This is a genomic window from Gordonia sp. 34D, from assembly GCF_056682775.1.
Genome location: NZ_CM155293.1, coordinates 2544407 through 2569070, shown reverse-complemented (window position 1 = coordinate 2569070; position 24664 = coordinate 2544407). Strand labels below are relative to the sequence as shown.

At 64.8% G+C, this 24664-nt stretch carries 21 protein-coding genes, 1 tRNA gene and 1 pseudogene; 11 read left to right on the top strand and 12 right to left on the bottom strand.

What is annotated here, in order from left to right; genetic code table 11:
- Nucleotides 1-112: 112 nt before the first annotated feature.
- From otsB to AC1L34_RS11895, 5 genes are read right to left on the bottom strand one after another with little or no spacing between them, the layout of a single operon-like run.
- Nucleotides 113-877 carry a trehalose-phosphatase gene (gene otsB, locus AC1L34_RS11915; protein ID WP_424323032.1) on the bottom strand — a complete coding sequence of 255 codons (765 nt, stop codon included), beginning with the start codon at nt 875-877 and terminating at the stop codon, nt 113-115.
- Nucleotides 874-2319, bottom strand: coding sequence for an alpha,alpha-trehalose-phosphate synthase (UDP-forming) (locus AC1L34_RS11910; protein ID WP_424293093.1), 1446 nt, complete (start codon nt 2317-2319; stop codon nt 874-876). Before AC1L34_RS11910 ends, otsB begins: the two co-directional genes overlap by 4 nt.
- 4 nt (nt 2320-2323) lie before the next feature.
- A complete protein-coding gene (locus tag AC1L34_RS11905; RefSeq protein WP_424293092.1) occupies nt 2324-2491 on the bottom strand; it encodes a hypothetical protein in 168 nt (55 codons plus the stop codon).
- Between the two features lie 23 nt (nt 2492-2514).
- Complete coding sequence (locus AC1L34_RS11900) at nt 2515-3315, bottom strand: MerR family transcriptional regulator (protein ID WP_424293091.1); 801 nt, start codon at nt 3313-3315, stop codon at nt 2515-2517.
- Nucleotides 3312-4775, bottom strand: a complete 1464-nt coding sequence (locus tag AC1L34_RS11895) for a threonine/serine exporter family protein (protein WP_424323039.1) — start codon at nt 4773-4775, stop codon at nt 3312-3314. The genes AC1L34_RS11900 and AC1L34_RS11895 overlap by 4 nt, the downstream gene beginning before the upstream one ends.
- 67 nt (nt 4776-4842) lie before the next feature.
- On the opposite strand from AC1L34_RS11895, the gene AC1L34_RS11890 reads away from it, so the two are divergent.
- Nucleotides 4843-4914: transfer RNA gene (locus AC1L34_RS11890), tRNA-Thr, on the top strand.
- 119 nt (nt 4915-5033) lie between these two features.
- A complete protein-coding gene (locus tag AC1L34_RS11885; protein ID WP_480034804.1) occupies nt 5034-7718 on the top strand; it encodes a multicopper oxidase domain-containing protein in 2685 nt (894 codons plus the stop codon).
- Between the two features lie 14 nt (nt 7719-7732).
- On the opposite strand, the gene AC1L34_RS11880 is transcribed toward AC1L34_RS11885, so the two are convergent.
- From AC1L34_RS11880 to AC1L34_RS11870, 3 genes are read right to left on the bottom strand one after another with little or no spacing between them, the layout of a single operon-like run.
- Nucleotides 7733-8629: an alpha/beta fold hydrolase gene (locus AC1L34_RS11880; protein ID WP_424323033.1), complete on the bottom strand. Its 897-nt coding sequence runs from the start codon at nt 8627-8629 to the stop codon at nt 7733-7735.
- The gene (locus tag AC1L34_RS11875) at nt 8626-9162 is read right to left on the bottom strand and encodes a nitroreductase family deazaflavin-dependent oxidoreductase (protein ID WP_424293088.1); all 537 of its coding nucleotides are present in this window, start codon (nt 9160-9162) and stop codon (nt 8626-8628) included. The genes AC1L34_RS11880 and AC1L34_RS11875 overlap by 4 nt, the downstream gene beginning before the upstream one ends.
- Nucleotides 9159-9638 (bottom strand): GyrI-like domain-containing protein, encoded by a 480-nt coding sequence (locus AC1L34_RS11870; RefSeq protein ID WP_424293087.1) that lies wholly within the window; start codon nt 9636-9638, stop codon nt 9159-9161. Before AC1L34_RS11870 ends, AC1L34_RS11875 begins: the two co-directional genes overlap by 4 nt.
- Nucleotides 9639-9717: 79 nt before the next feature.
- On the opposite strand from AC1L34_RS11870, the gene AC1L34_RS11865 reads away from it, so the two are divergent.
- Genes AC1L34_RS11865 through AC1L34_RS11855 form a run of 3 tightly spaced genes read left to right on the top strand, consistent with a single transcriptional unit; the run spans nt 9718 to nt 12859 of the window.
- Nucleotides 9718-11286: a carboxylesterase/lipase family protein gene (locus tag AC1L34_RS11865; RefSeq protein ID WP_480034803.1), complete on the top strand. Its 1569-nt coding sequence runs from the start codon at nt 9718-9720 to the stop codon at nt 11284-11286.
- The gene (locus tag AC1L34_RS11860; RefSeq protein WP_424293085.1) at nt 11256-11681 is read left to right on the top strand and encodes a RidA family protein; all 426 of its coding nucleotides are present in this window, start codon (nt 11256-11258) and stop codon (nt 11679-11681) included. The genes AC1L34_RS11865 and AC1L34_RS11860 overlap by 31 nt, the downstream gene beginning before the upstream one ends.
- Nucleotides 11678-12859, top strand: a complete 1182-nt coding sequence (locus AC1L34_RS11855; RefSeq protein ID WP_480034802.1) for a winged helix DNA-binding domain-containing protein — start codon at nt 11678-11680, stop codon at nt 12857-12859. Before AC1L34_RS11860 ends, AC1L34_RS11855 begins: the two co-directional genes overlap by 4 nt.
- 24 nt (nt 12860-12883) lie before the next feature.
- Here the strand turns inward: AC1L34_RS11855 and AC1L34_RS11850 are convergent, their stop codons facing one another.
- The gene (locus tag AC1L34_RS11850) at nt 12884-13579 is read right to left on the bottom strand and encodes a slipin family protein (protein ID WP_424295142.1); all 696 of its coding nucleotides are present in this window, start codon (nt 13577-13579) and stop codon (nt 12884-12886) included.
- A gap of 451 nt (nt 13580-14030) precedes the next feature.
- Here AC1L34_RS11850 and AC1L34_RS11845 point away from each other — a divergent pair, with 451 nt between their 5' ends.
- Genes AC1L34_RS11845 through AC1L34_RS11835 form a run of 3 tightly spaced genes read left to right on the top strand, consistent with a single transcriptional unit; the run spans nt 14031 to nt 16642 of the window.
- Complete coding sequence (locus AC1L34_RS11845; protein WP_424295144.1) at nt 14031-14735, top strand: response regulator transcription factor; 705 nt, start codon at nt 14031-14033, stop codon at nt 14733-14735.
- Nucleotides 14732-16192, top strand: a complete 1461-nt coding sequence (locus AC1L34_RS11840) for a sensor histidine kinase (protein ID WP_424295146.1) — start codon at nt 14732-14734, stop codon at nt 16190-16192. Before AC1L34_RS11845 ends, AC1L34_RS11840 begins: the two co-directional genes overlap by 4 nt.
- A gap of 21 nt (nt 16193-16213) precedes the next feature.
- Nucleotides 16214-16642, top strand: a complete 429-nt coding sequence (locus AC1L34_RS11835) for an HIT family protein (RefSeq protein ID WP_424295148.1) — start codon at nt 16214-16216, stop codon at nt 16640-16642.
- Between the two features lie 28 nt (nt 16643-16670).
- Here AC1L34_RS11835 and AC1L34_RS11830 read toward each other — a convergent pair whose 3' ends face one another.
- Both AC1L34_RS11830 and AC1L34_RS11825 read right to left on the bottom strand, forming a co-directional pair.
- Nucleotides 16671-18782: a RecQ family ATP-dependent DNA helicase gene (locus AC1L34_RS11830; protein WP_480035332.1), complete on the bottom strand. Its 2112-nt coding sequence runs from the start codon at nt 18780-18782 to the stop codon at nt 16671-16673.
- A gap of 369 nt (nt 18783-19151) precedes the next feature.
- A pseudogene (locus tag AC1L34_RS11825) lies at nt 19152-19607 on the bottom strand (MFS transporter); the annotation flags it as partial.
- 113 nt (nt 19608-19720) lie between these two features.
- Between AC1L34_RS11825 and AC1L34_RS11820 the strand changes: the two are divergent.
- Nucleotides 19721-20386: a helix-turn-helix transcriptional regulator gene (locus AC1L34_RS11820; protein WP_424323399.1), complete on the top strand. Its 666-nt coding sequence runs from the start codon at nt 19721-19723 to the stop codon at nt 20384-20386.
- Between the two features lie 133 nt (nt 20387-20519).
- Here the strand turns inward: AC1L34_RS11820 and AC1L34_RS11815 are convergent, their stop codons facing one another.
- Entirely contained in the window at nt 20520-21104 is a 585-nt protein-coding gene (locus tag AC1L34_RS11815) for an LppA family lipoprotein (RefSeq protein WP_480034801.1), read from the bottom strand.
- Nucleotides 21105-21356: 252 nt separating this feature from the next.
- On the opposite strand from AC1L34_RS11815, the gene AC1L34_RS11810 reads away from it, so the two are divergent.
- Nucleotides 21357-22628 (top strand): bifunctional glycosyltransferase family 2/GtrA family protein, encoded by a 1272-nt coding sequence (locus tag AC1L34_RS11810; RefSeq protein ID WP_424295154.1) that lies wholly within the window; start codon nt 21357-21359, stop codon nt 22626-22628.
- The gene (locus AC1L34_RS11805; protein WP_424325137.1) at nt 22625-24661 is read left to right on the top strand and encodes an ArnT family glycosyltransferase; all 2037 of its coding nucleotides are present in this window, start codon (nt 22625-22627) and stop codon (nt 24659-24661) included. The genes AC1L34_RS11810 and AC1L34_RS11805 overlap by 4 nt, the downstream gene beginning before the upstream one ends.
- Nucleotides 24662-24664 lie beyond the last annotated feature (3 nt).

Genomic DNA, 24664 nt, shown 5'->3' with positions numbered 1-24664 from the left:
GCCCCCGCGCCCTTGGTCGTTCTCGCATGATGCGTCGATTCCCGCACTATGTCAGACATAGTGCGGGAATCGACGCATCATGCGAGAACGGGAGGCGGGGGTGGGCGCGGAGCTACTGCCGCAGCGCGGTGACGAACTCTAAGACGGCGGCGACGCCGTCGGGGTCGGGGACGCGGAACTCGGCGGCGGTCGGACCTTCGCCGACCTTCACACCCACATCACCCTGGCGCAGGTGAGCGAAAGCCTTCTCGTCGGTGACGTCATCGCCGAGATAGATGACGGCGTCAACGCCGAGCGTTCCGCGCAGACGGTCAAGAGCGTGACCCTTGCTGGTCTCGACGACCGCCAACTCGATAACCATCTTGCCGTTCATCACGTGCACGCCATCCCACGTTGCGGGGCCATTCTCCGCCAAGTGAAGGGCGGCGACAGCGTCGTCGCGCGAGGCCATCCGGGTGTGCAAGGTGACGCTCGCGGGCTTGCGTTCCACCGACGTGCCGGGGAATCGGGCACTGATCGACGTGAACTCCGAGACAATCCGCGCCAGCAGTGCTTCCTGCTCGACGCTGATTGCCGACTCGAAACCGTCAGCGAACTCGGCACCGTGACTGCCGACGAGCGTGATGTTTCCACTCGCCCCGGACAGCGACTGCAGGTCGACGCGGGCACGTCCGGAAACTAGCGCGGCATAGGTCTGCGGGGACACAGCGGCCGTCTCCAGCGCCGCCATCGACCGCGGATTTGGCCGGGCGTCCGCCGGGCGGGAGACGATCGGCGAGACGCAGCCGTCAAAATCTGAAGCGACCAAGACGCGCGGTTTCGAAGAGAAGGCTTCGAGCGCCGCGACCAACGCCTCGTCGAGCACCGTCTCGCTCACGCCGGACCAGCCAAGGTGGCAAGGAAACTGTTGGCCCACTGGTCGACGTCGTTGTCCATCACCTGGGCGTGCAACTTTGCCATCCGTTCTCGGCGCACGTCGACGGGATCGGTCGCGGCGCCAGCGATGGCGTCGTCGACGCTGGCTTCGTCGTACGGATTTAACAGGTAGCTGTCGACGAGTTCGGCTGCGGCACCAGTGAACTCACTGAGCACCAGCGCACCGCCGAGGTCGTCGCGGGACGCCAAGTATTCTTTGGCGACCAAGTTCATGCCGTCGCGCAACGGCGTCACCAGCATCACGTCGGCGGCCCGGAAATAGGCGAGCAGTTCGTTGCGGGGGATCGGCTTCAACAGGTAGCGCACCGGGGGACGGTCGGCGGTGCCGTGCGTGCCGTTGATGTGCCCGACCGTCTGCTCAATCCGATTGCGGATATCGATGTAACTGTCGACGCGCTCGCGGCTCGGGCTCGCCAGCTGCACCAGCATCGTCTTAGACGGATCCAGTCGGCCAGCGGCAAAGAGGCGGTCCAGGCCAGCGAGGCGAACGTCGATGCCCTTCGTGTAGTCGAGGCGGTCGACGCCCAGTAGCAACACCTCCGGGTTGCCGAGTTCGGCGCGAATCTCCGCTGCCCGGTCGGCAACGCTCGCTGCGGCCGCGGCCACATTCGCCGAATCAATGGAGATGGGGAACGACCCAACCTGCACGGTCCGATCGTCGTACTTGACGGTGCCGAAATCGGTCCGCACCCCAACCGGATCACGGGAGGCAGCCGCGCCGAGAAGTCGGCGCGAGAGGGTCAGGAAGTTCTCGGCACCGCCGGGCAGGTGAAAGCCGATGAGGTCGGCACCGAGGAGGCCCTTGAGAAGCTCGGTGCGCCATGGGAGTTGGCTAAACAACTCCGGCGGCGGGAACGGGATGTGAAGGAAAAAGCCGATGCGCAGATCGGGCCGCAGTTCGCGGAGCATCGCGGGCACCAACTGCAACTGGTAGTCCTGCACCCACACCATCGCGCCCGGCGCGGCGGCCTTCGACGCGGCTTCGGCAAACCGTCGATTAACTCGGACGTAGGTGTCCCACCAGTCGCGACGGAACTCGGGCTTCACGAGAACGTCGTGGTACAGCGGCCATAGGGTGGCGTTCGAGAAGCCCTCGTAATAGTCGACGACCTCGGCATCGCTGAGGGGAACCGCGCGCAGATCGATGCCCTCGATCTGCGGCTGATCGGGAGTTGGATCGTCGGGGTCCGACGTACTGCCCGACCAGCCAACCCAAGCCCCGGACCGGGTCGCGAGCGTCGGCGTTAGTGCGGTGACTAAGCCACCCGGTGATCGACTCCAGACGATACTCCCGTCCGGTTGGACACGCTTATCAACTGGAAGCCGATTTGCGACGACAACGAAATCCGCACCCGCCGCAGGGTGCCCGTCAGGCGAGGTCATCGAATCAGGCGGACTCGCCTGGCGCGATACCCAGCATCGAGAGGAGCATCCGGCCTTCTTCGGCGTCGTTTGCATATGCCGCCACGACGCGACGGGCCTGGTGCGCGGTCTCGTCGGCTACCGGCTCCAGGTCTTCATCGTCAACGATGTCGGTTGTCTTTGGTGCTGCCATGGCCGAAATTCTACCCGAGCCATTCAGTTGTGCTTGTCCGCGTTCGCGACGATCGCGTCACGGACGTATTGGGCCAGACCGGGTGCGAGCTTTTCGTAGGTTGCGGTGAAGCGCGGGTCCGCTACATACATTTCGCCGAGGCACGTGTGGAACTCGTGACTGCAGTCGTAGAAATGGTCATTGATCTGCAGTCGCGCGCGTTCTGCCGCGTCGGTGGCGGCGGCGCTGTCGGCGGGGAGTCCGGCCTGCAAGGCGGCAACAAAGGCGGCATTAATCGCATCCGTCTCAGATCTGATATCCGCCCAGTCCGACTTCGTGTACTTGGTGGTGCGCTTGGCGGACTGCTGCCACGCGTCGGTTTGCCCCCACCGGTCTTGGGCTTCGGCTTGGTACTCGTCGTTGAAGGCGTCGCCAAAGATTTCGCGCATGTCGGCGTCGGTCGCGGGTTGGTTGTTCATGTGTCTCTCCACTGCTCGGTCGATGGCGTCGACGAGTTCGGTCAACTCGCCGAGCCGGGATATGACGGCATCGCGCTGCTTGCGAAGTGCGGCGACGGGATCGTCGCTTCCGCCGAGCAGCGCGGCGATTTGATCGAGCGGCATCTCAAGGCGTCGATAGACCACGATCGCTTGGAGTCGGTCGACGTCGGCCCGCGTGTAGAGCCGATAGCCGGCCGAACTGCGGGTGGTGGGGGAAAGTAAGCCAATGTCGTCGTAGTGATGCAAGGTGCGCACCGTGACACCGGTCATTTCGGCCAGCCGTCCGACAGTCCACGTTTCGTCCGTAGCCATCGACTTGCCGCTCGTTGCGTCGTTCGCCGTCATGTGTTCCAGCGTCCAGGCTTACGCCGCGGGAGGGTCAAGCCCAAGTATTTAGCGTCGGTTCCGGTGGCGCGACCGCGGACGAGTGACACCGGCAGATGCGGGCGTTTGAGTTTGCGCGCAATGAACTCGCCGAGGGTGACGCCCGCTGCGATGGAGCAGCCGATCGTGATGGCTGTCGCCAGCTCGCGAAAACCGGCGATGGTCTGCTGACTCATCACGCCGTACAGGCCGCGATACATGGCGAGGCCGGGAAGTAGTGGGGCGATACCCGCGACGGCGACGACGAGCGGAGGCACCAGTGCGCGGCGGGCGGCGAGACCACCGACGAGGCCCACAACCACCGACGCGCACGCGCTGGCGACGATGGGTCCTGCGGCCGTGTACGCCAGTCCGGTCACGACGCCGGTGGCCAACATTCCGGCGCCCAGTGCGACGGGGATGGCGCGACGTTCGGCATAGCTGGCGGCAGCGAACGCGCCTGCCGCCATGGCACCGCCGAGGAGGCTCGAGATCACATCGGCCCGACCGAACGGCGACGTGGTGCTCAGTCCCGGGAGCGTGACACCCATTGCCTCCACGAGGCTGATGGCCAAACCCACACCGGCAAGAATCCCGCCGGTCATCAAGACGACCTCCGAGAATCGGGCCGTACCGGTGAGTGGCGCACCGGTGATGGCGTCTTGCACCGAACCCACCAGGCTCAGCCCGGATAGCAGGACCACGATCCCCGCCGCGATGACCTGTGACGGCGCGAAGACAATGTCGAGTTCCTCGCGCCAGTGATAGAGCCCGGCGGCCGGTAAGACGGCAATGAAACCGCCGAGGACCTGCTGGAAGAAGATGGGCGTTCCGATGCGGGCGAGGATCCGATTGAGCGAGACAATAACGATGGTGGTGAGGAAGCTCGTGGTGCCGACGAGCGCGGTGCCACCCAACAGGATCGAGATGCCCAGAGCCATCAGGCCCCACGAGAGAGTGGCGAACCAGTACGGGTAAGGGTGCGGCGAGGCGGTGATGCCGTCGACGATCCGGTGCGCGGTGCCGGGGGTGATCGCGAGTTGTCGGATCCGTCGGACGAGGCGGTCGATGTGTGCGAGTCGGGTGAAGTCGAGTGACCGGTAGTGGACGGTACGGACCGTGGTGATCGGCGGAAGCGTGGGGCCGCGGCGCGCGCTCACCAAGATGGTGTTGAACGTGACGTCGACCTCCACATCGTCGAGGCCAAAGATGCCAGCGACAAACTCGATCTGGCTGCGCGTGTCGATGGCACCGGTACCGGAATCGAGGAGGACGGCGCCGATGCGAGCGGCCAGGTCGAGGACTTCGGTGATGGCTGCTTCATCGTCGAGCGCAATGGGTTTTCGCGGTGCGACGACGATGCTGCCCGGCTCGATCGTGTCGATCGTCGCCGTCGCATCGCCCAGGATGCGATCGAGCCCCTTGCGGAACGCTGCCTTCAGTTGCACCGCGCTTCCTCTCGGCTTGGTTTTTCGGCTTCGGCAGTGAGCCTATATACTTCCGCGGCAGGCCTCCTTAGCTCAGTGGTAGAGCACTCGCCTTGTAAGCGAGCGGTCGTCAGTTCAATCCTGACAGGGGGCTCCGCTGGCCGCCGGGTCATTTGGCCCGGCGGCCTTTTTGTGGCCAAAAGCGCCAATATCGGACGTGATACGCATCGCCCCGGGGGTCTCACCGGGCGTTTGGAACGTATTATTAGGCCCGTGACCACCACAAACGACCGTCGCGGAATGAGCTGGCACCGTCGTGCGGGGATGCCCGTGCGCGTCTGGATGGTGGTGCTCATCGTGGTTGGTCTCGCGCACTGGGCGATCCCGAGTTCCCGCTGGTTGATCGTGCATATCTTCACGATCGGTCTGGTTGTGAACTCGATTCTGTTGTGGTCGCAGACGCTCGCCGAACGGTTCCTCGGCTATCACCTCCCGCCGGAACGTCGCGCGCCACAGTTGGCGCGGATCTATACCGCCAACGCAGGTTTGATCGTCACGATCATCGGCATGCTGGGCACGTGGTGGCCTGTCACGCTGGTCGGGGCGGTGCTTATTGGCACGGTGGTTGCCTGGCATGCCCTTGCGTTGGCCCAGTTGATTCGTGAGGCGCAGCGCAGTCGCGCGGAGAACGGTGAAGGCCCGGCCACCAACGCGATCAGCGTCTGGTTCTTTGTCGCATCGGCCGCGATGCTGCCCTTTGGCGCAGGCTTCGGCGTTGCCCTCGCTTACGGTTTCGCCGACCCCGAGCAAGCCGGATATCTTGTCACGCACCAGGCCCTCAACATTCTCGGCTTCCTCGGTTTGGCGGCCGCGGGCGTGCTGATGATCATGTTCCCGCGCATGCTCGGCGACACCGAAGTGGACCTGAGCCGGCGCCCGATCGCGTTAGCGGTATTGCCTGCGGGCATCGCCGTGATCTGCGCTGGTGCGCTCACGAACCAACCGGTGGTTGCCGCCGTGGGGGTCGGGATTTACCTCGTCGGATGGCTCATCGTGACCGTCCCGTTTGTGCCCGTACTTCTTCGACGGCCGCCGTCGTCGTACTCGTCGGCGTCGATCACTGCCGCCCTGGTGTGGTTGCTGGGGTCGTTAATCGCCTACGCGACCGTGATGGTGACGGGGCCGTTCGAAGCCTCGCGCATCACGTTGCTGACCGTCTGGTTCCTCGCGGGCTTCGCGGGACAGTTACTGCTCGGCGTCATGAGCCATCTGTTGCCGACCATGATGGGCGGCGGCGAGGTGACCGCCGCGGGCAAGGCCGGCATGGACAAATGGTGGCTGTGGCGGGTACTCGTCATCAATGGTGGCCTGGTGTTGTGGCTGTTGCCGTTGGGTAGCTGGGTCAAGGTGGCGTTGTCGTCGCTGGTGATGCTGGCGTACATCCTGTTCTTGCCGATCATGATTCTCAGTGCCCGGGCGGCGATGACGGTTCGTCGCGCCGCCGCGGAGCAGCAGAACGGGGCAGCCGAGCACACTGACGGGGCAGCCGACCAGCCTGACGGGCCTCGGGGCGCGGTGACGAAATCGCAGCCGCAGCGCGGACTACAGGCGGTGGCTGCGGCGACCGCGTTGGCTCTCGTCCTGTCGGTGGGCGTCGCCCTCGGGGGTGGGGGCACTGCCGTTGAAGATGCGGCAGGCACAGCGACACCGACGGGCGAAACGACAACCGTCCAGGTTGATGCCGTCGGCATGCGGTTTACCCCGGAGACGGTAACGGTCCCCGCCGGAAACCGGCTGGTCATCAAGGTGACCAACAAAGACACGATGGTGCATGACATGGTCTTGGCCACCGGTGGGTCGACAGGCCGCTTGGCGCCGGGTAAGTCCGGGACCATCGATGTCGGCGTCGTGGGACGGAACATTGAAGGCTGGTGCTCTATCGTGGGCCACCGTCAACAGGGCATGGTGTTCCACATCAAGGTGGAGGGCGGTGACAACCCCGAAACCACCGACAACCCCGAAACCACCGACAACCCCGAAACCACCGACAACCCCATGCAGCACGGGGCGATGGGACCTGCGGCCAAGACCGACCTGATGCGCGATCCCGGCCCCAAATTCACTGCCCGCGACCCCAAACTGTCACCGGCGCCGGACGGTGCGCTCCACAGGTACACCTTTGAAGTGACCGAGGCGCCCGGCGAGATCGCGCCCGGCACCAAGGCCACACGTTGGACGTACAACGGCGGAACCATGGGCCCCACGCTTCGCGGCAAACTCGGTGACGTCTTTGAGGTGACCCTCGTCAACAACGGCACGATGGCCCACTCCATCGATTTCCACGCGGGCATGGTGTCGCCGGATAAGAACATGCGCGACATTAATCCGGGTGAACGCCTCGTCTACCGCTTCCGCGCTGAACACACCGGTATCTGGCTATATCACTGCGCAACCGCCCCGATGCCCGTGCATTTGGCGGCCGGAATGTTCGGTGCCGTCGTCATCGATCCGCCGGGCCTCGCACCCGTTGCCGCCGAGTATTTGATGACCCAGTCCGAGTGGTACCTGGGGCCGGACGGAGCACCGATCAACGCCGACAAGGTCGCCACCGGCATTCCTGACCTGGTGATGTTTAACGGCTACGCCAACCAGTACGTCTTCCGACCGCTGCGGGCCAAGGTTGGCGACCGCATCCGCATGTGGGTGCTCGACGCCGGTCCCAACGAACCGCTGTCGTTCCACGTGATTGGCAGTCAATTCGACACCGTCTACAAAGAGGGTGCCTACCTACTGCAGCCCAACAACCCCCTCAGCGGTGGCTCGCAGGCCCTCGGCCTACTCCCAGCTGAAGGCGGCTTCGTGGAACTCACCTTCACCGAACCCGGCACCTACACGTTCCTCAACCACCGGATGTTCGACGGCGACCGCGGTGCCATGGGCAAGATCATCGTCGAGTAGCGGAAACAGTTTTTCTACCCAGCGAAATGTGTCGTCAACTCTCGAATGATCCGATCCCATAGCGGACGGGGGAGGTCATGGCCCATGCCTTTGATTTCGGTGTAGCGGGCACCGGGGACGGTGGCGACAACCGCCTTGGACGCCGAACCGCGCATCAGTTTGTCTTCGCTGCCGTGCATCACCAAAGTCGGTGCGGTAATCCGCCTATTGAACGAGACAAGGCTGCCTGTCCCCATGATCGCGGCGAACTGTCGGGCGAACCCGGGCAGGTAATAGTTGCGGTCGTAGTACTCGGCGGCGTGCTCGCGAGCCACCGTCGGGTCGGCGGGCAATGACTGCGACCCAATAATGCGACCGGTGGCCATCGAGGTCGCGATAATCCGGTCCCTGTCCGCGCTACGCGGCGGACGCTTCAGAAGGGCAAGGAGTTGCTTTGGTCCGGGCGGCGGCAGGAAGGCCCGATTGTTGCTCGACATGATGATCGTGTCCGACAGCACGCGGTCGGCATGATTGGCTCCTACCACCTGCGCGATCATTCCGCCCATCGACGCGCCAACAATGTGTGCGCGGTCGACACCGAGGTGATCGAGGACCCCGATGGCGTCGTCGGCCATGTCGACGAGCGTGTACGGGCTGCCCGGCACGGCTTGCCCGATGAAGTACCGCAGCAGTTTCACGGGCAGTAGCCCGCTGCCGGGCGAGGCGTCGTCGATCTTCGACGACAGTCCGATATCGCGGTTGTCGAAGCGAATCACGCGGTATCCGTGTGCTGCTATTTGCTCGCAGAATTCCGGCCGCCAGAACACCATTTGGGCACCGAGTCCCATGATGAGCAGAACCGCCGGGTCTGCGGGATTGCCGAACTCGTCGTAACAGAACGTCAGGTCGCCGACCGGCGCGAAGTTGCTCACTGCTGGCTGATTCGGATCAGCGGTATGGTCCGATCTACCGCAGCCGCACGTTCCCGATAGTTGGCGTACAGCGGGAACACGGTGTCGGCCATGGCCCACAGTCGCTGCTGCTCGGCGGGGTCTTCGACGATGCTCGCGGTGCGCCACTCGCCACCGCCAGCCTTGCTGATTTGCACCCTGGGGTGCGCGCGAATGTTGTGGTACCAGGCCGGATGCTTATCTCGGCCGTAGCTGGACGCGATGATGATGACGTCGGTACCACCGCCGTCGGTGTCGTGGAAGTACAAGACAGGGACGACGCGCTCGGCGCCGCTCTTGGCGCCGATGGTGGTGAGGAGCGCGGTCGGCAGCACCATCCCCGAGCTCACTTTGCCGCCACTGAGCTTGAGCAAGGTTGGGTCGATACGCGGTGCCACGTTGATCGACGCCCACCGCCCGACCGGCGTCCGCAATACAGCGGCGTAAGCGCGGTTGGCGGGGCGCAGGCCCTTGGCTGGGTCGACGAGCGGCAGACCCGAAACGATGGCACTCATTCGGGGAGCAACAGTAGAAGGTCGGTCCGCAGGTCGTGATGATCGACGACGCTGGGATCGGTCACATAGATCTCGATAGCCGCCAGCGGCGCCTCGCCGCCAGCCGCGAAATGCTTCTCGGTCAGGTTTTCCCACGCCGAACCGAGGCCGTCGAAGCCGCCGAGGTGCGACATGATGACGGCGCGACCGCTTGGGAAGATCGACGTCTCGACACCTTCGACCTCAGCGGGGGCGGCCACGGGGAAGCCGATGATGAGGTCGAATTCGTCGCTGATATCGCCGCGGTAAATGGCGAAACCGGGGCCGATCGGGCCGGCCTGAGCGATCTCGTGAAAGTGACCGTCGAAGATTTCGTGAAGCCCATCGAGTCTCACTTCGGGGAACTCCATGGTCGCGACCAGGATGCCTTCGGGGAGTGCGATTTCTGTCGGTTCGAAGTAGGGGTCTTCGTCCATGATCAGCGGCAATGAATCCATGCGCGCCATGCTACTTCTCAGCGGTGACATGCGGGAGTCCTCAGGTGCGCGATGAGCCTATTCCCGGCAAGATGAACGTGTGACTGATGCTGATCACGTCGTCGACACCGACTATGGCCCGCTACGCGGCACCAGCACCGCGGCGGCCGACCTGTGGCTGGGCGTCGCTTACGCCGCACCCCCGGTAGGTCGACTTCGGTGGCGGCACGCGCAGCCTCCCCGGGAGCGCTCGGAAGTTGTTGATGCGCGGAACTATTCGCCGGTTTGCCCGCAGCCGGTCATGCAAGTGATCGATCTGGGTCCCGATGCTTTCGCGAACGAGGATTGCCTTTATCTCAACGTGGGCACACCCCGCGATGTGGCTGGCTCCCAGGCACGACTACCCGTAATGGTGTGGGTGTACGGAGGCGCGTACCTGTGCGGCTCCGGTTCGCAACCGCTGTACGACCCCGGTTCGCTGGTGCAATCGTCGGTGGCGCGCGGAACGCCGACCATCATCGTCACGTTGAACTACCGCCTCGGGGCGTTCGGGTTCGCGGACCTGCGACATATGTCGTCGGGAGGGGAACAGTTTCAGGCGAACTGCGGGCTCTCTGACGTGATTGCCGCGCTGGCGTGGGTCCGGGACAACATCGCTGGCTTTGGCGGCGACCCTGCCAACGTGACCCTTTTTGGTGAGTCCGCGGGTGCGGGCATCGTGACCACCCTGTTGGCTTCCCCAGCGGCAAAAGGGTTGTTCCACAAGGCGATTGCGCAGAGTTCTCCGGCGACCACGGTTTACGACGCCGAGCGTGGCCAGCGGTATGCCAATATGCTGCTCGCCGAGTTGCCGCGCGAGTATGTCAGTTCCGAGGTGTTGCGATCAACGCCTGCGCTCAACTTGGTGAACGCATCGTCGACCGTCTTTAACCTGGTACCGAACCGGTTCCCGGGAACGATCGCGTTCGCTCCGGTGGTCGACGGCGATCTGGTTCCACTGGATCCGCTGGAGGCCATCGTCACCGGTGAAGCGCACCGTATTCCGCTTCTGATCGGTACCAATCGGCATGAGACATCACTGTTCCGGTGGATGTCGACACCGCTGTTGCCGGTCAAGAACCAGGGCGTGGACGCGATGTTCACGCTCATCAGCGCCGAGCGGCCCGGCCTGCGGGTTCCCGAACCCGATCATTTGGATTCGTCGTATCAGCACGTGCCGTCGGGGGTGCGGAGTATGGCCATTTCCCGCGACATCGGGTTCCGAATGCCTGCGGTGTGGATTGCCGAATCGCACGCCCAGGTTGCTCCGGTGTATCTGTACCGATTTGATTGGGCGACACCGATTCTGCGCCTTCTCGGTTACGGCGCGGCGCACGCCACGGAGGTGCCATACGTGTGGGGAAATCCGGCATCCACAAAGCGTGACCCGATGTACGCGTTGGGGGGTCGAGCGACGGGAGAACAGGTGCGACGACGGATGCAGTACCGCTGGCTCGGGTTTGCCGCAGAAGGCGATCCGAACACTGGCGGGGACGATGCGACATGGGAGGCCTACGTGCCACAACGACACAGTTCGCTCCTAATCGGCGGTACCGAAGATACGCCGGTCGACGGCCTCGACGACCACATCCTGCGGGCGTGGGGCGACGAAGTGCTGAGCTTCCGATGACCGTCCACCGCTTCACCTCGCCGGGCTTGCACGACGGCGGATTCGCCCACGGTGCCGAGGTTTCCGCGGGATCGCTCGTCTACACGGCCGGGCTCTCGCCGCTCGACGACGACGGTCGCATTGTGGGCGCCGACGATCCCGTCGCGCAGACCGTGCGCGCCATTGAATGCTTGGACATTCTGCTCGGCGATCACGCTTCGCTCCGCTCCGCTCTGATCAAGGTCACGGTCTATGTGGCGACTTCCGACGCCGAGGTGCTTGGCACGATCTGGCGAACTGCCGACGCTACCTTTGCCGGGCACACGCCACCGGCAATTGTCGTCGGCGTTACCGCTCTGCCGTATCCGGGGCAAGTCGTCGAGATCGAGGCTGTGTTTGCGAAGGACCAACCGTGACGGACCGACCCGTCATCACTGACGACCAGCGTCGCGCCGCCCTGCAGCAGCGACTGCTCCTCGACGACACCACCGGGCACAGCGTGATCGAGGTGGCCGACGCGGTGGTCGGACTGCATGCGACGATCCCGTCCACGGTGCACCTCTCGGCGTGGGCGCGCGGTATCGCCGACGGTCCCGAGCCCGTGGAGGCCGCGCTGTATCGGGACCGGGCGGTGGTGAAGCAACTCGCCATGCGGCGGACGCTGTTTGTGATGTCGCGGCCGGTGTTGGCCGAAGCCGTCGGTGCAGTTGGGTCGCGCGTGGCGGCGTCGGAGCGGACCAACATGCTGCGCGACCTGCGGCGATCCGACGACGTGTCTGACCCCGAAGCCTGGTTGGTTGCGGCCCACGATGCGGTCCTCGCCGAGTTCGGCGACGGTGCCGCGTTCTCCGCTTCAGAACTACGGAAGCGGTTGCCGGACTTCGACATTGAAGTGATGATCAGCCCAGGGAAATCGTATGGCGGGCTGTCGCCGTTGCTGCCGCGAATGTTGAACTTCATGGCCGCAGCGGGCGAGGTGGTCCGCGGACCGAACGACGCGGCGTGGCATCGGTCGCGTCCGTCGTGGACGGCAATGGCGACCTGGCTCGGCGAGCCGTTGCCGCACGTCGAGCCGCATGCGGGCCATATTGCGCTAGTGGAGCGGTGGCTGCGGCAATACGGGCCGGGGACGGAAACCGATTTGGTGTGGTGGCTCGGAACCACAAAGTCTGCGGTCCGCAAGGCACTAGCGGCACTTGACGTGCGGGAGGCGGACCTGTCGAACGGGGTTGGCTACCTGCTAGCCGACGATCCACTGCTCGACGGCGCGGTCGACGCCGTCGAACCTCGAGCCCTGCTGCTTCCGACCCTTGATCCGGCGACGATGGGTTGGAAGGAACGTGACTTTTACCTCGGAGAGCACGCGCCAGAACTGTTTGATCGCAACGGAAATGGCGGGCAGACCGCGTGGTGGGACGGTCGGATCGTCGGCGGCTGGGTCCTCGACGACAACGGCGTCCGCGTGGTTCCCCTCGAGGACCTTTCTGCGGACGCCGTCGCGTCGTTGAATGCCCGCGCCGCCGAACTCACCGACTGGCTTGGCGACCACCGTCCCACGTCCTCGTTCCCCTCGCCGCTGATGCGACGCGGGTAGGGCGACCTCGCGGAGTTTTGCCGATCAATCCGCCACGACAGCCGCAGTTTCGCCCAGCCCGATGACGATCTTGGTGCCGTAGGGTGCCGCCTGCACCATGCGCAGCTGCGCAAGGGCGGGTGACGCGTCGAGCATCCGGCCGGCGTTCGCGAGAGCCCGCAAAGCTGCGGTCTCGGCGCGAGCCTCGGCAAGGCGTGCCTCACCGCGAGTTTTCGCGGTGAGCAATTCCAGCGCGGCGGAACGCAGTTCGTGCGGGACAATCAGGTCCTTCACGACGACGTCGCGAACCTCGAGGCCCACGCTGGCGCCGGCCTCGACGGCCGCGGCGCGGACGTCGGACAGGTCGATAGCGCGAGTGGAGCGAGACAGCAGCTCTTCGACGGCAAGGCCTGCGATCGCATCGCGCAATGCCACCTGAACGGCAAGGTACACCACCGAATCGGGGCTCTCGGCGCGCTCGATGAATCGCACCGGGTTGATGACACGCACCATGGCCGCGGCGCTGACCCGGATAGTCGCAGCCTCCGCGGTGGTGATTTCCTGCGGCGCGAGTGACAGGATCCGCTCGCGGATGGAGACCACCTGGACGGTGGCATCGCCCGGAATCCGATGGGTACCTGGATCCAGCACCCGAGGTTCGGTGCCGTCACTGTAGACGACGGCACGATGACCAGCCGGAATGAACAGCTTTCGGCCAGTGATGGTGGTGATAAATGACATGGCAGAACTCCTTCCGGTGGTTGTGTCTGCGCGTGTTGGGTTTGGTTATAGACATGACATGGATCGACGGGACGCCGAGTTCCGCTCACCGCGCGGCCTGTTGACGGGGCATCCGACGACGCTGCACTCGTGGCGCAAAGTGGATCGGTGCCGCAAAGTCGACAGGGTCGCTGTTGCGGTGGGCGGAACCAAGCAGATGAGAAGGGAGTCGAACCCGAGGGCCTGCTGGCCCGGCCACGTGGTTCACCGGCAACGTGCGGAACCGCGGACGGTATCCCGTGGCGGCCGCCTCCCGATGGACCGACGAGAACTCTGCCAGAACCTCCGAAATCCGGCAATCAATTTTCTGACCTGCAAGTTTTGGTACGGCTGCCGGATTTGGGCGGCACTCACAGGAACCTCCCAGTCGTTTGCCAGGCCCTGCGGCGACGGACACGGCAAGCTGGTAGCCATGACTGTTGCAGACAAGCCCGCCAAGGTTCTCGTCGTTGACGATGAGGAGAACATTCGGGAACTGCTGTCGGTGTCGTTGAAGTTCCAGGGCTACGACGTGGTGGCCGCCGCTGATGGGCCGCGCGCCCTCGACATTGTGCGCACCTTCAAGCCCGACGTGGTGGTGCTCGACGTGATGATGCCCGGCATGGACGGCTTTGGCTTGCTGCGGCGACTCCGCGCCGACGGCATCGATGCGCCCGCGCTGTTCTTGTCCGCGCGGGACTCGGTGGAAGACAAAGTCAACGGTCTCACCATCGGTGGCGACGACTACGTCACGAAGCCGTTTAGCCTCGAAGAAGTCGTCGCGCGCCTCGGAGTGCTGTTGCGGCGCAGTGATTTCAGCGAGGCGGAGAAGACAGCACGGATTGTGTTCGCCGACATTGAACTCGACGAGGAAACTCACGAGGTTTTCAAAAACGGTGAGCTGGTGCCGTTGTCGCCGACCGAGTTCACCCTGTTGCGGTACTTCATGGTGAACGCCGGGACGGTCCTGTCGAAACCGCGGATCCTCGATCACGTGTGGAGCTACGACTTCGGCGGTGACGTCAACGTCGTCGAATCGTATGTTTCCTACCTGCGGCGCAAGGTCGACACCGGCCCCAAACGGCTCATCCATACCCTGCGCGGCGTGGGCTACGTGATGCGGGAGCCCCGCGAGTGACTTCAACTCAACGCGCCACAAATCCGCGGAGTACGCGCAGGGGTGTGCCGTTGCGGGTCTCGCTGGTAGTGCTCACCGCACTTCTCGTCGCGCTGGTTTTGGCGGTATCCGGGTTTGCGGTGACCTCGGCGATGCGCGGCAACCTGCTGTCGCGGACCGACGCGGGCCTGCAAGATGCCGTCAACGGCTGGGCCCGCCCCCGCGATATGGGGCCGGGGCATGGCAATGGGCCGCCCGGGCCACGTCGACCACCTTCTCAGTACTACGTCGCCACCGAACTTCCGAACGGGATGTTTCTGACGATCAGCGACTTCTCCTCAGATCCTGATCTCAGTTCGCTGCCCGACGGCAACTCGGCCCCGGTCACCGTCAACTCCGACGGTCCGGGACCCCAGTGGCGCGTCATCAAACGCCAGTCCGACACCGGTTCGACGATCGTCGCTATACCCCTCACTGACGTGCAAGAGACCATGAGTCGACTGATCTGGTTGCAGGTTGGCATCGGCGCGGTGATGGTTGCCGTGGTCAGCGTTCTTAGCTCCCTGCTGGTGCGCTCCAGCCTGCGGCCGCTGCGCCGCGTCGAAGAGACTGCCCATGCCATCGCCGGGGGTGACCTGCATCAACGAGTTCCCCCTGCGCCAGCAAACACCGAGGTCGGAAGCCTCGGCCAGTCCATCAACGCCATGCTGACGCAAATCCAGGGGGCTTTCGCCGCGTCTGAACGGTCGGAACTTCAAGCGCGCGAATCGGAAGAGAAAATGCGCCGGTTTGTCGCTGACGCTTCCCACGAACTCCGCACCCCGCTCACCTCGATCCAGGGCTTCTCCGAATTGCTGTCGATGGGCGCGGTCGACCCCGACGACGCCGTCGCTCGGATTTCTGCCGAAGCTGAACGGATGGGGCTACTCATCGAAGATTTGCTGATGCTTGCCCGCCTCGATGCGCAACGGCCGCTGCGTCGGGAAGCCGTGGAAATGGTTCCGCTGGTGGCCGACGCCGTCGAAGCCGCCCGCGCTGCCTCACCGGAACAATCCATCGCCTTGGATGCTCCGGCAACGACTGGTGACCCGGTGATTAGCGGTGACCCGGCAAGACTAACGCAGGTGGTCCGCAACCTCGTCGGCAATGCCGTCGCCCATGCCGGTACCGACGCCGAGATCCACGTTCAGGTGACGGCTGGACCGTCGGAGGTGACGGTCGTGGTGGCCGACAATGGTCCCGGGATGTCCGCCGACGACGCCGCGCACGTCTTTGAGCGCTTCTATCGCGGCGACGACTCCCGCCACCGCGAGCGCGCCGGTGCAGGCAACGGTCTCGGATTGTCCATTGTCGCGGCGCTGGTCGAGGCGCACGGCGGGCGTGTCGGCGTCGATACCGCGCCCGGCGCAGGCGCGCGATTCTGGTTTGTGCTGCCCCGGATCGATACGGGTGGCATCGAGGTGCCTGCGCTGGCCTGACTCGCGTCCTAGACTCGGGGCATGCCTTCGGTTTTCACGCACATCATCAACGGCGATCTGCCGGGCCGCTTCGTCTGGAAAGACGGGACCGCAGTCGCCTTCCTGACCATTGCCCCGGTCACGCCCGGTCACGTCCTTGTGGTGCCACGCAAGGAGATTGACCACTGGGAGCAGATCGATACGCCGACATTCACGCACATGACGGACGTGGCGCAGAAGATCGGGCGCGGCGTTAAAGAAGCGTTCGATGCGCCGCGCATGGGTCTGCTGATCGCCGGCCTCGAAGTGCCGCACCTGCATTTGCACGTGTTCCCCGCGCACTCGCTGGAGTCGTTCGACCTCACCAAAGCCGACACCGATCCGTCACCCGCGTCGCTCGACGAGGCCGCCGACAAGATCCGCACCAGCCTCCGTGCCCTCGGCTACGGAGAGAACGTCCCGGACGCGTAAGTCCGGGAGCGTCACGTAACGGTTAGGTCTACGCCGTCCGGTGAATCACCAGCGGTAGCACCGCGCTCGCGCCTGCTTCCCGCAAGGCTGCTGCTGCCAGGGTGACGGGCCAACCGGAACTCGTCTCGTCGATCACCAACAGCACGGCACCCTGCACCGCGGGGACCGGCCCGAGGTGATCGCGCCAGTAAGCGGCTTCGGTGCCACCGGTCGCGTCGCGGCCGGGAAGCTGACCGGGCATCACTTCGAGAGGGCCGCCACCGCGCTTGCCGACCTCGCGGAGTCGTGCGGCGAGGGTGGCTCCGAGAGCACCGCCGGTGAGGTCGAGCGAGCAGATCAGGTCGGGGCGGACGCCCGAGGACTTGCCCCACGCTGCGACGACATTGACTGCGGCCTCCGACAAGGCGGCGACGGCGCGCTCGTTTCCGGACCGGACGGCATTGAGAACATCGCGCCATTGCGGGGCGTCGGCGAAGGCTAGGACGCGGCCGACTTCAGCCATCGCGCCGGGTGGGATACGGCCGCGTGTGCCGAACTCGCCGCCGGGCCACATCTTTCGCGGTTCCAGAATATCGGCGTCGCGGCGGAGCACACCTCCGACCGTGCGCACCACGTCGATGGCCGGTGCTTCAGCGAGACCGGGCGTGATCTCACCCCGGCACACCGAGCACTGGCCGCAATCCTCGGAGCGGGGATCGTCGAGGGATTCGGTCAGCAGGCGCATCAGGCACTTCTCGCCGCGGATAAAGGAGCGCATGATGTCGGCTTCGCGGCGTCGCACGGCCAGCACGCCTTCGTAGTGTTCGGCGTCGTAGGTCCAGGGCTTGCCGGTCACGAGCCAACCGTCGCTGGTGCGTTCGACGGCGCCGTCGACGGCTAACTGCTTGCACATCAGTTCCACTCGGCCGCGTCGGATGCCGGTCGCCGATTCCAATCCGGGGACGGTCATCGGCCCATCGGCCGAGCGCAGGGCCTCGAGCAGTCGTTCCATGCGGTCGGGGTCGGGGATGGTCGCGGTGGCGAAGTGTTCCCAGATGGCGTCGTCGAGGGTGGAGGCGAGCAGCATGACGACGGCTTCGTCGAGGGCGCGGCCGGCACGACCGACCTGCTGGTAGTACGACACCGGCGACGGCGGTGCCCCGACGTGCACCACGAACCCGAGGTCGGGTTTGTCGAAGCCCATGCCGAGGGCCGACGTCGCGACGAGGGCTTTGACGCGGCCGGCGAGGAGGTCGTCTTCCAGGCGGTGCCGGTCGTCGGGTGGGAGGCCGCCGGTGTAGGCGGCGACCGCGTAGTCGTCGCCGTGCAGCGCGCGGATGGCTTTCACGAGGCGGTCGGCGTCGGCGACGGTGAGCACGTACACGATCCCCGAACCGGGCAGCATCGGCAGTTCCTGCGCCACCCACGCGTATCGCTGCAGCGGGTCGAGGCCGTCGATCACGTTCAGGTGCAACGACTTTCGCCCGAGTGGACCGCGCAGCACGAGAGTGGCATTGCCGAGTTGCTTCGCTACGTCGTCGGTGACGCGCGCGTTGGCGGTGGCGGTGGTGGCGAGCACGGAGGTCTGCGGGTTCAGGGACTGCAGGACGTCGGACACGCGGCGGTAGTCGGGCCGGAAGTCGTGGCCCCAGTCGGAGATCGCGTGGGCTTCGTCGATCACGACCAGGCCCAGTTTGCCAGCGAGGGCTTCGAGGACGCGCCGCCCGAATCCGGGATTGGCGAGCCGTTCGGGGGACACGAGTAGGACGTCGAGGGAACCGCTGAGGAGGTCTTGCTCGATGGCAGCCCAGTCGTCGATGTTCGCGGAGTTAACGGTGGCGGCGCGCAGCCCGCCGCGGGTGGCCGCGGCGACCTGGTCGCGCATCAACGACAGCAGTGGCGACACGATCAGCGTGGGACCGCCGCCCGCCCCGCGGATAACGGCGGTCGCAGCCCAGTACACGGCGGACTTGCCCCAGCCGGTTGCCTGGACCACCAGTACGCGTGCTCCCGGTGCGGCGAGCGCGGCCACAGCTGTCTCTTGGTCGGGGCGAAGTCGGGCATCGGGACCAGCGAGCGAGGTAATGACGCCGTCCGCGATCTCCCGCTGAGCGGGCGTCAATTGGGGTGAGCTGAGGTCGGGTGGCGTCGAAGTGCTCATGACGCCCAATCTATCCCCGCGCACCGACAGCGACGAACGCGTTATCCACAGGCGTGACGTGGGACCTCTCGGGAGCACGTGCTTACTGGAAGTCGGTATAACCGGTTGGCTCTGAGCGGCGAGCAAGTCTCGAACCGAGCCACCACCTCGCACATCGCCAGCTCCGACAATGATGGCAGCACCGATTCGCCTCTCGCGATTGCCGAACGATTGGTCGGCAAACTGCAATCGCGAGTCAATGTCCGAAGACAGTGCGCCACTTGCGATGTCAACGTCGAGGTCGCCATTCTGCGAAGGTTCGGCGGCGATCCGTTCAATCCGGCGACGTATGACGAGGACCGCGCACAGTCCGATAGCTGTTGCGCCAGCGGTGCCAAGAAATACCGTCGCGGTGCCGCTGAGCCCGCCCACTATCCCGGCGACGACTGGTCCAGCGACTTGACCGAGGTACTGGGCCGAAACGTTGTAGCCAAGAACCAAACCGACGGACGTATCGGGCAGCAGATGGCGAATGGTTGCGACCACCGTCGGAGTGATTCCGCCCAGCGCGAGACCGGTGGCAAAGCGGAGTAGGGCAAACATCCACACGTTCGGCATGAACGCTTGCACCGCGAGGAGTGCCGTCGCGAAAGCGAGGCTAAACGAGAGCACGCGCAGATGGCCCGTGTGGTCAGCCAGGCGCCCCAGCCATGGACCAGAGATCACAGTGCCGAGTGCTGTCACAGAAAACACCACGGCCGAGTAGATTGCCACGCGCTCAGTAGTGCCAGTGAGATGCTCGACATGGACAGCAATGATCGGCTCGACGGAGATCGTTGCGAACATCAAGACCGTAGACAGGCCCAGCAGTGAGAGCACGGTGGATTTGTGCGGTACTGCCTTCCACGCTCCGCGAGTCTTGGCTGCAGTCTTGCGGGCTGTGGCCTCAGGGGGGCTCTTTGAGGAAGATCACCGTACCGAGGAATGTCACAAAGATTAAGGCACCGGTCGCGGCCACTGAGGCGGCGATCAGTGTCGACTACTACGCCCGCCTCGAGCAGGGCCGCGAGCGCAACCCAAGCGATAGCGTGCTTGTCGCGATAGGTGCCGTCTTGGGCTTCTCCGATGACGACTATGCCTATGCGCGAGCACTTCGGTCCGAGTCAATGCCGAGTCGATCGGAAACCTATCCGGCTGAGCGACTTCACGTCCTCGTCGAAGCCGTTCGTCCGAACCCCGCGTATGTCCTTGACCGCGTTAGCAACGTAATCGCTATCAACCCGGAAGGTGCTGAGTTGTTCACTGGGCTGATGGACCATCCGCACCCGAACATCTGCAGGTATCTGCTGCTAGACCGTCGCGCGCGCACTCGTTTCGTCGACTGGCGCGACAATGCGCGCGGCAGTGTGGCCGCGCTCCGAGCCGCGAACAGCGCTGGTGCGACGCCCGAGTTTACGGCCCTGGTTGACGAACTCGCCGTTGCCTCACCAGAGTTCAAGACTTGGTGGGAGGAATACCAGGTCGCACCCGGAGAGGTTCGCGGAAACGGTTCGGAGAGCCGACCGGCGAGATCCGCACCCTCTCGTACGAATCCCTCCGACTGCCGGACACAGATCTCCGTATGACTCTCTACATCGCTGACCAACGCCAGCAGTAGATGTGGCACCGAAACGATTGACGATGTTTGATTCGGTGAATCTGGGGTTCCCCAGGTAACCGATTCCGTGTGAATGAATAGCTCGGCGCTTGTCTACCGATCTAGCGGGTTGTCGGAGGCGTTGCGAGTTGTTCCTTCGTGAGGCGGCAGCCGGTATTCACTTCGATTACTGCAGCGACCGCGGATGTGAGCGAGAGGATGGCCCCGGTGGTGCGACTGCTGTAGGTGACGTTGTACTTGCCGGAGGTTCCGTAGGGCAGGGAGTGTGCGGTCGACGCGGCGCTGTTGACCGCGGTGCGCACGGCGTCGGCCACACCCGGCCAGTCTTTGTCCGGAACTGGGGTGTCCGAGACGATAAAACCGAAATCAACTGAAGTGCCGCCCGCTTCGCTCTCGGCTGCCTTGCAGCGGTGGGTACCCGGACTGGGCTTCTGATTAACCCGCCAGGTCAGTCCCGGTGATGCCGCAGTGGTGGTTTCGATGACCTGCTTCAGGAGGTTGCTCATGGCCTCTTCGGCTTCTTCGCGAGGAGGGAGCGTTCGTAAGTGTTGTGCGGCTTGGGCGACTTCGCTGGGTTTTGGGCCGGCGTAGCGGTCTTCTTGGAGTTCGCTGATTCCGCATCCGGCTAGTGCTGCGGATAGGAGGAGTGCGATGCCGCAGGTGCTGATGGATTGTTGTCGGGTCATCGCGCTAGATGTCCTGGTTTTGGCCGAGCCCAGCGATGACAGCGGCCATATTGTCTTGCCAATTTTGTCGCCCCCCGCGAACTGAAACCCCGGCTATGCGACCCTTCGTGATGATTCGGAATCTGTATGGAGATTCTGGCAAAAGGTAGCTATTTCCTCGGAATGTATCGGGTTCGCCGGAAAACCACCACCCACAGGAATCTCGCAGGTGTAGCCCAGGGGCACGGGAGGCTCGGGGCCGAGGCTGAACCAATGACAGAAGTCCTGCGCCCGGATCAGCAGCCGACCCGCATCACCGAAAACCCAACGCGGGGACCGGTTTTGGACGTGGTAATGCCGGTCTACAACGAAGAACGAGACGTTGAGCAATCGGTTCGCCGCCTGCATCGTCACCTGCACGACAGCCTCCCGTACACCTCGCGCATCACCGTCGCCGACAACGCCAGCACCGATTCGACCCTCGCTATCGCTCAACGATTGGCTGCTGAACTCCCCGACGTCCGCGTGGTGCATCTTGACCTCAAGGGTCGCGGACGGGCCCTGAACCAGGTGTGGAGCCACGACGATGCGCAGATCGTCGCCTACTGCGATGTGGACCTGTCGACGGACCTGAATGCCCTGATGCCGCTGATCGCGCCACTGATTTCCGGGCACTCCGACATCGCGATCGGCACCCGACTCTCGCACTCGTCGCGGGTGGTGCGCGGCGCCAAACGGGAATTCGTATCGCGGTCGTACAACCTGATCCTGCGGACGGCGATGCGCGCCCGCTTCTCCGACGCACAGTGCGGCTTCAAAGCCATGCGGTCCGACGTAGCCCGCGAACTACTGCCGTACGTCGAAGACACCGGCTGGTTCTTCGACACCGAACTCCTCGTCCTCGCCGAACGCGTTGGCCTGCGGATCGCGGAAGTCCCCGTCGACTGGATCGACGACCCCGACAGCAGCGTCGACATCGTGGCCACTGCCATCGCCGACCTCCGCGGCTGCGCGCGCGTCGCGTGGGCCCTCGCCACCGGCCGCATCCCCGTCGCCGAACTCCGGAAAACCCTAGGCAGGCAACGACTTCCGGGACCGCAGATCGACGGCGTTCCGCACGGTCTCGTCGGCCAACTCGTGCGGTTCTGCGCCGTCGGACTGACATCGACCCTGGCCTTCGCCTTGCTGTTTCTCCTGCTGCGTCCACTCGGACCGCAGGTTGCGAACTTCCTGGCCCTCGCGGTCACCGCAGTCCTCAACACCGCGGCCAACCGGCGCTTCACCTTCGGTGTGCGTGGTGCCGAAGACCGGGCACGGCACCACCTCTTCGGTTGGGGCGTCTTCATTTTCGGCTGGCTGGTGACCGGCGGATCGCTCCTCGCCCTGCACCGCTGGCAACCCGACGCCAGCGCCGCCGTAGAACTCACCGTCCTTGTCGTCTCCAACCTCGTGGCCACTGCAACCAGGTTCGTCGGACTCCGATGGATCTTCCGCCGACGCCCCGCAACGACCCTCGCCACCCAACCCGAACGGAGTGCCGCATGACCGCCACCGTCCTCAACCGACCCCAGCCCGCAGACGCCGAGCCCGACGAGCCTGCACAACAATCGCGGGGGCCGCTGTACCGCGGCCTGTCGTTGGCGGCGCTGCTGATCGGCACGGGTGTCCTGTACCTGTGGAACCTGTCGATCAACGGCTGGGGAAACTCCTTCTACACTGCGGCCATCCAAGCGGGATCGCAGTCGTGGAAGGCCTGGTTCTTCGGCTCGTCCGACATGGCGAACTCCATCACCGTCGACAAACCGCCTGCGTCCCTGTGGCTTCCGGCTCTCTCGGTCCGAGCGTTTGGCCTCAACTCGTGGTCAGTGTTGGTCCCGGAAGTCCTGATGGGCATCGGATCGGTGGCACTGCTGTACTTCATCACCCGCCGCTACTTCGGGCATTGGACGGCGATCGCCGCTGGGGCCGTCCTCGCGTTGACACCCGTCGCGGCACTGATGTTCCGCTTCAACAATCCCGAAGCGCTGCTGATCTTGCTGATGATCGCAGCGTGCGGCGCGGTGTTGCGTGCCATGGAACCGGGGCAGACTGCACGACGCAGCACCTGGTGGATGGTCGCGGCAGGCGCGGCCGTCGGTTTCGGGTTCCTCACCAAGCAACTCGAAGTGATGGTGATCGTGCCCGCGATGGCGCTCACCTACCTGGCGTTCGGCCCGGGACGATGGCTGCGGCGCATCGTCGACCTGCTGGCCGCACTCGTCGGTTTGATCGTGAGTGCCGGATGGTGGGTACTCGCGGTGGAGCTGTGGCCAGCGTCGAGCCGCCCGTATATCGGTGGCTCACAAAACAATTCGATCCTCGAACTGACCTTTGGTTACAACGGACTTGGCCGGCTCAACGGCAACGAACACGGCAGCGTCGGCGGTGCCGGAGCACACCGCACGGTCGGTGCCGCAGCCGAAATGTTCGGTCCCGGAGGCCCTGGCGGACCGGGCGGCGGTGGTTGGGGTTCGACGGGCATCTTCCGCATGTTTGAGGCGGCGCAGGGCGGACAGATCGCCTGGCTGATTCCGTCGGCCATCATCGTCGGCGTTGCCGCGCTGGTGCTGATCGGCAAGGCCCCGCGAACCGATCTGCGACGCGCTTTCCTCGTGATCTTCGGCCTGTGGTCGGCCATCATGATCGGCGTCTTCAGCTTCATGGCTGGCATCTTCCACAGCTATTACACGGCGGCCATCGCACCGGCATTGGCGGCAGTGATCGCGGCAGGTGCAGCTGTCTGCTGGGGTCAGCGCGACAAACTGTGGGTGCGACTCGCATTGGCAGCTGCTACCTGGGCGGCCGCAATCTGGGGTTTCTACCTGCTCAATCGGTCGCCCGACTTTGTGCCGTGGCTGCGGTACGTGGTGCTCGTCGTTGGACTGATCGGTGGTGCAATGCTGCTCATTGCCCGGACCGGACTCCTCGCGATCGTGGCAGCGAGCGCGGCGATCCTCGCCGGACTACTGGGCCCGATCGCTTACACCCTCGACACCGTGACCACGGCCAAGCAGGGATCCATCATCAGTGCGGGCCCGCGCGTGGCCGGTGAATTTGGCCCGGGCATGGGCGGCGGCAAGCATGGGCGCGGCTTCGGTCCCGGGATGCCCGGCATGCCTGGCGCACCGGGCCAGAACCCGCCGGGCGCAGCAGGCTCCCCGGCGGGAGGCCTCCTGAACGGATCGACGCCGTCGGAAGAGATGGTGGCGCTCCTTCGGACCAATGCCGACGATTACACGTGGGTGGCCGCCGCGGTCGGATCCAACGAGGCGTCCGGCTACCAAATTGCGTCTGGCTACTCGGTGATGCCGATCGGTGGCTTCAATGGCACCGACCCGTCGCCGACGCTGAAGGCCTTCCAGGACGACGTCGCGCAGGGCAAGATCCACTACTTTCTCAGCGGCGGTCGTGGTGGGCGCGGTTTCGGTATGGGGGAGAGCGGCAGCTCGGCGGCCATCAGCAACTGGGTGAAGGCGACCTTCCCGGCCACCACCGTCGACGGCGTGACCCTGTACGACCTCACCGCGCCAAAAAACTAGCGG

Bases quoted from the DNA above. Each gene is read 5' to 3' on its own strand.
- AC1L34_RS11875 (WP_424293088.1), bottom strand. From the start codon at position 9,162: ATGAGTGCCATCGTTTCGGGTCTGCCGCTCGTCGACCCAGCCAAGGGC.
- AC1L34_RS11905 (WP_424293092.1), bottom strand. From the start codon at position 2,491: ATGGCAGCACCAAAGACAACCGACATCGTTGACGATGAAGACCTGGAG.
- AC1L34_RS11830 (WP_480035332.1), bottom strand. From the start codon at position 18,782: ATGAGCACTTCGACGCCACCCGACCTCAGCTCACCCCAATTGACGCCC.
- AC1L34_RS11850 (WP_424295142.1), bottom strand. From the start codon at position 13,579: ATGTCATTTATCACCACCATCACTGGCCGAAAGCTGTTCATTCCGGCT.
- AC1L34_RS11845 (WP_424295144.1), top strand. From the start codon at position 14,031: ATGACTGTTGCAGACAAGCCCGCCAAGGTTCTCGTCGTTGACGATGAG.
- AC1L34_RS11805 (WP_424325137.1), top strand. From the start codon at position 22,625: ATGACCGCCACCGTCCTCAACCGACCCCAGCCCGCAGACGCCGAGCCC.
- AC1L34_RS11900 (WP_424293091.1), bottom strand. From the start codon at position 3,315: ATGACGGCGAACGACGCAACGAGCGGCAAGTCGATGGCTACGGACGAA.
- AC1L34_RS11870 (WP_424293087.1), bottom strand. From the start codon at position 9,638: ATGGATTCATTGCCGCTGATCATGGACGAAGACCCCTACTTCGAACCG.
- AC1L34_RS11910 (WP_424293093.1), bottom strand. From the start codon at position 2,319: ATGACCTCGCCTGACGGGCACCCTGCGGCGGGTGCGGATTTCGTTGTC.
- AC1L34_RS11810 (WP_424295154.1), top strand. From the start codon at position 21,357: ATGACAGAAGTCCTGCGCCCGGATCAGCAGCCGACCCGCATCACCGAA.
- AC1L34_RS11835 (WP_424295148.1), top strand. From the start codon at position 16,214: ATGCCTTCGGTTTTCACGCACATCATCAACGGCGATCTGCCGGGCCGC.
- AC1L34_RS11815 (WP_480034801.1), bottom strand. From the start codon at position 21,104: ATGACCCGACAACAATCCATCAGCACCTGCGGCATCGCACTCCTCCTA.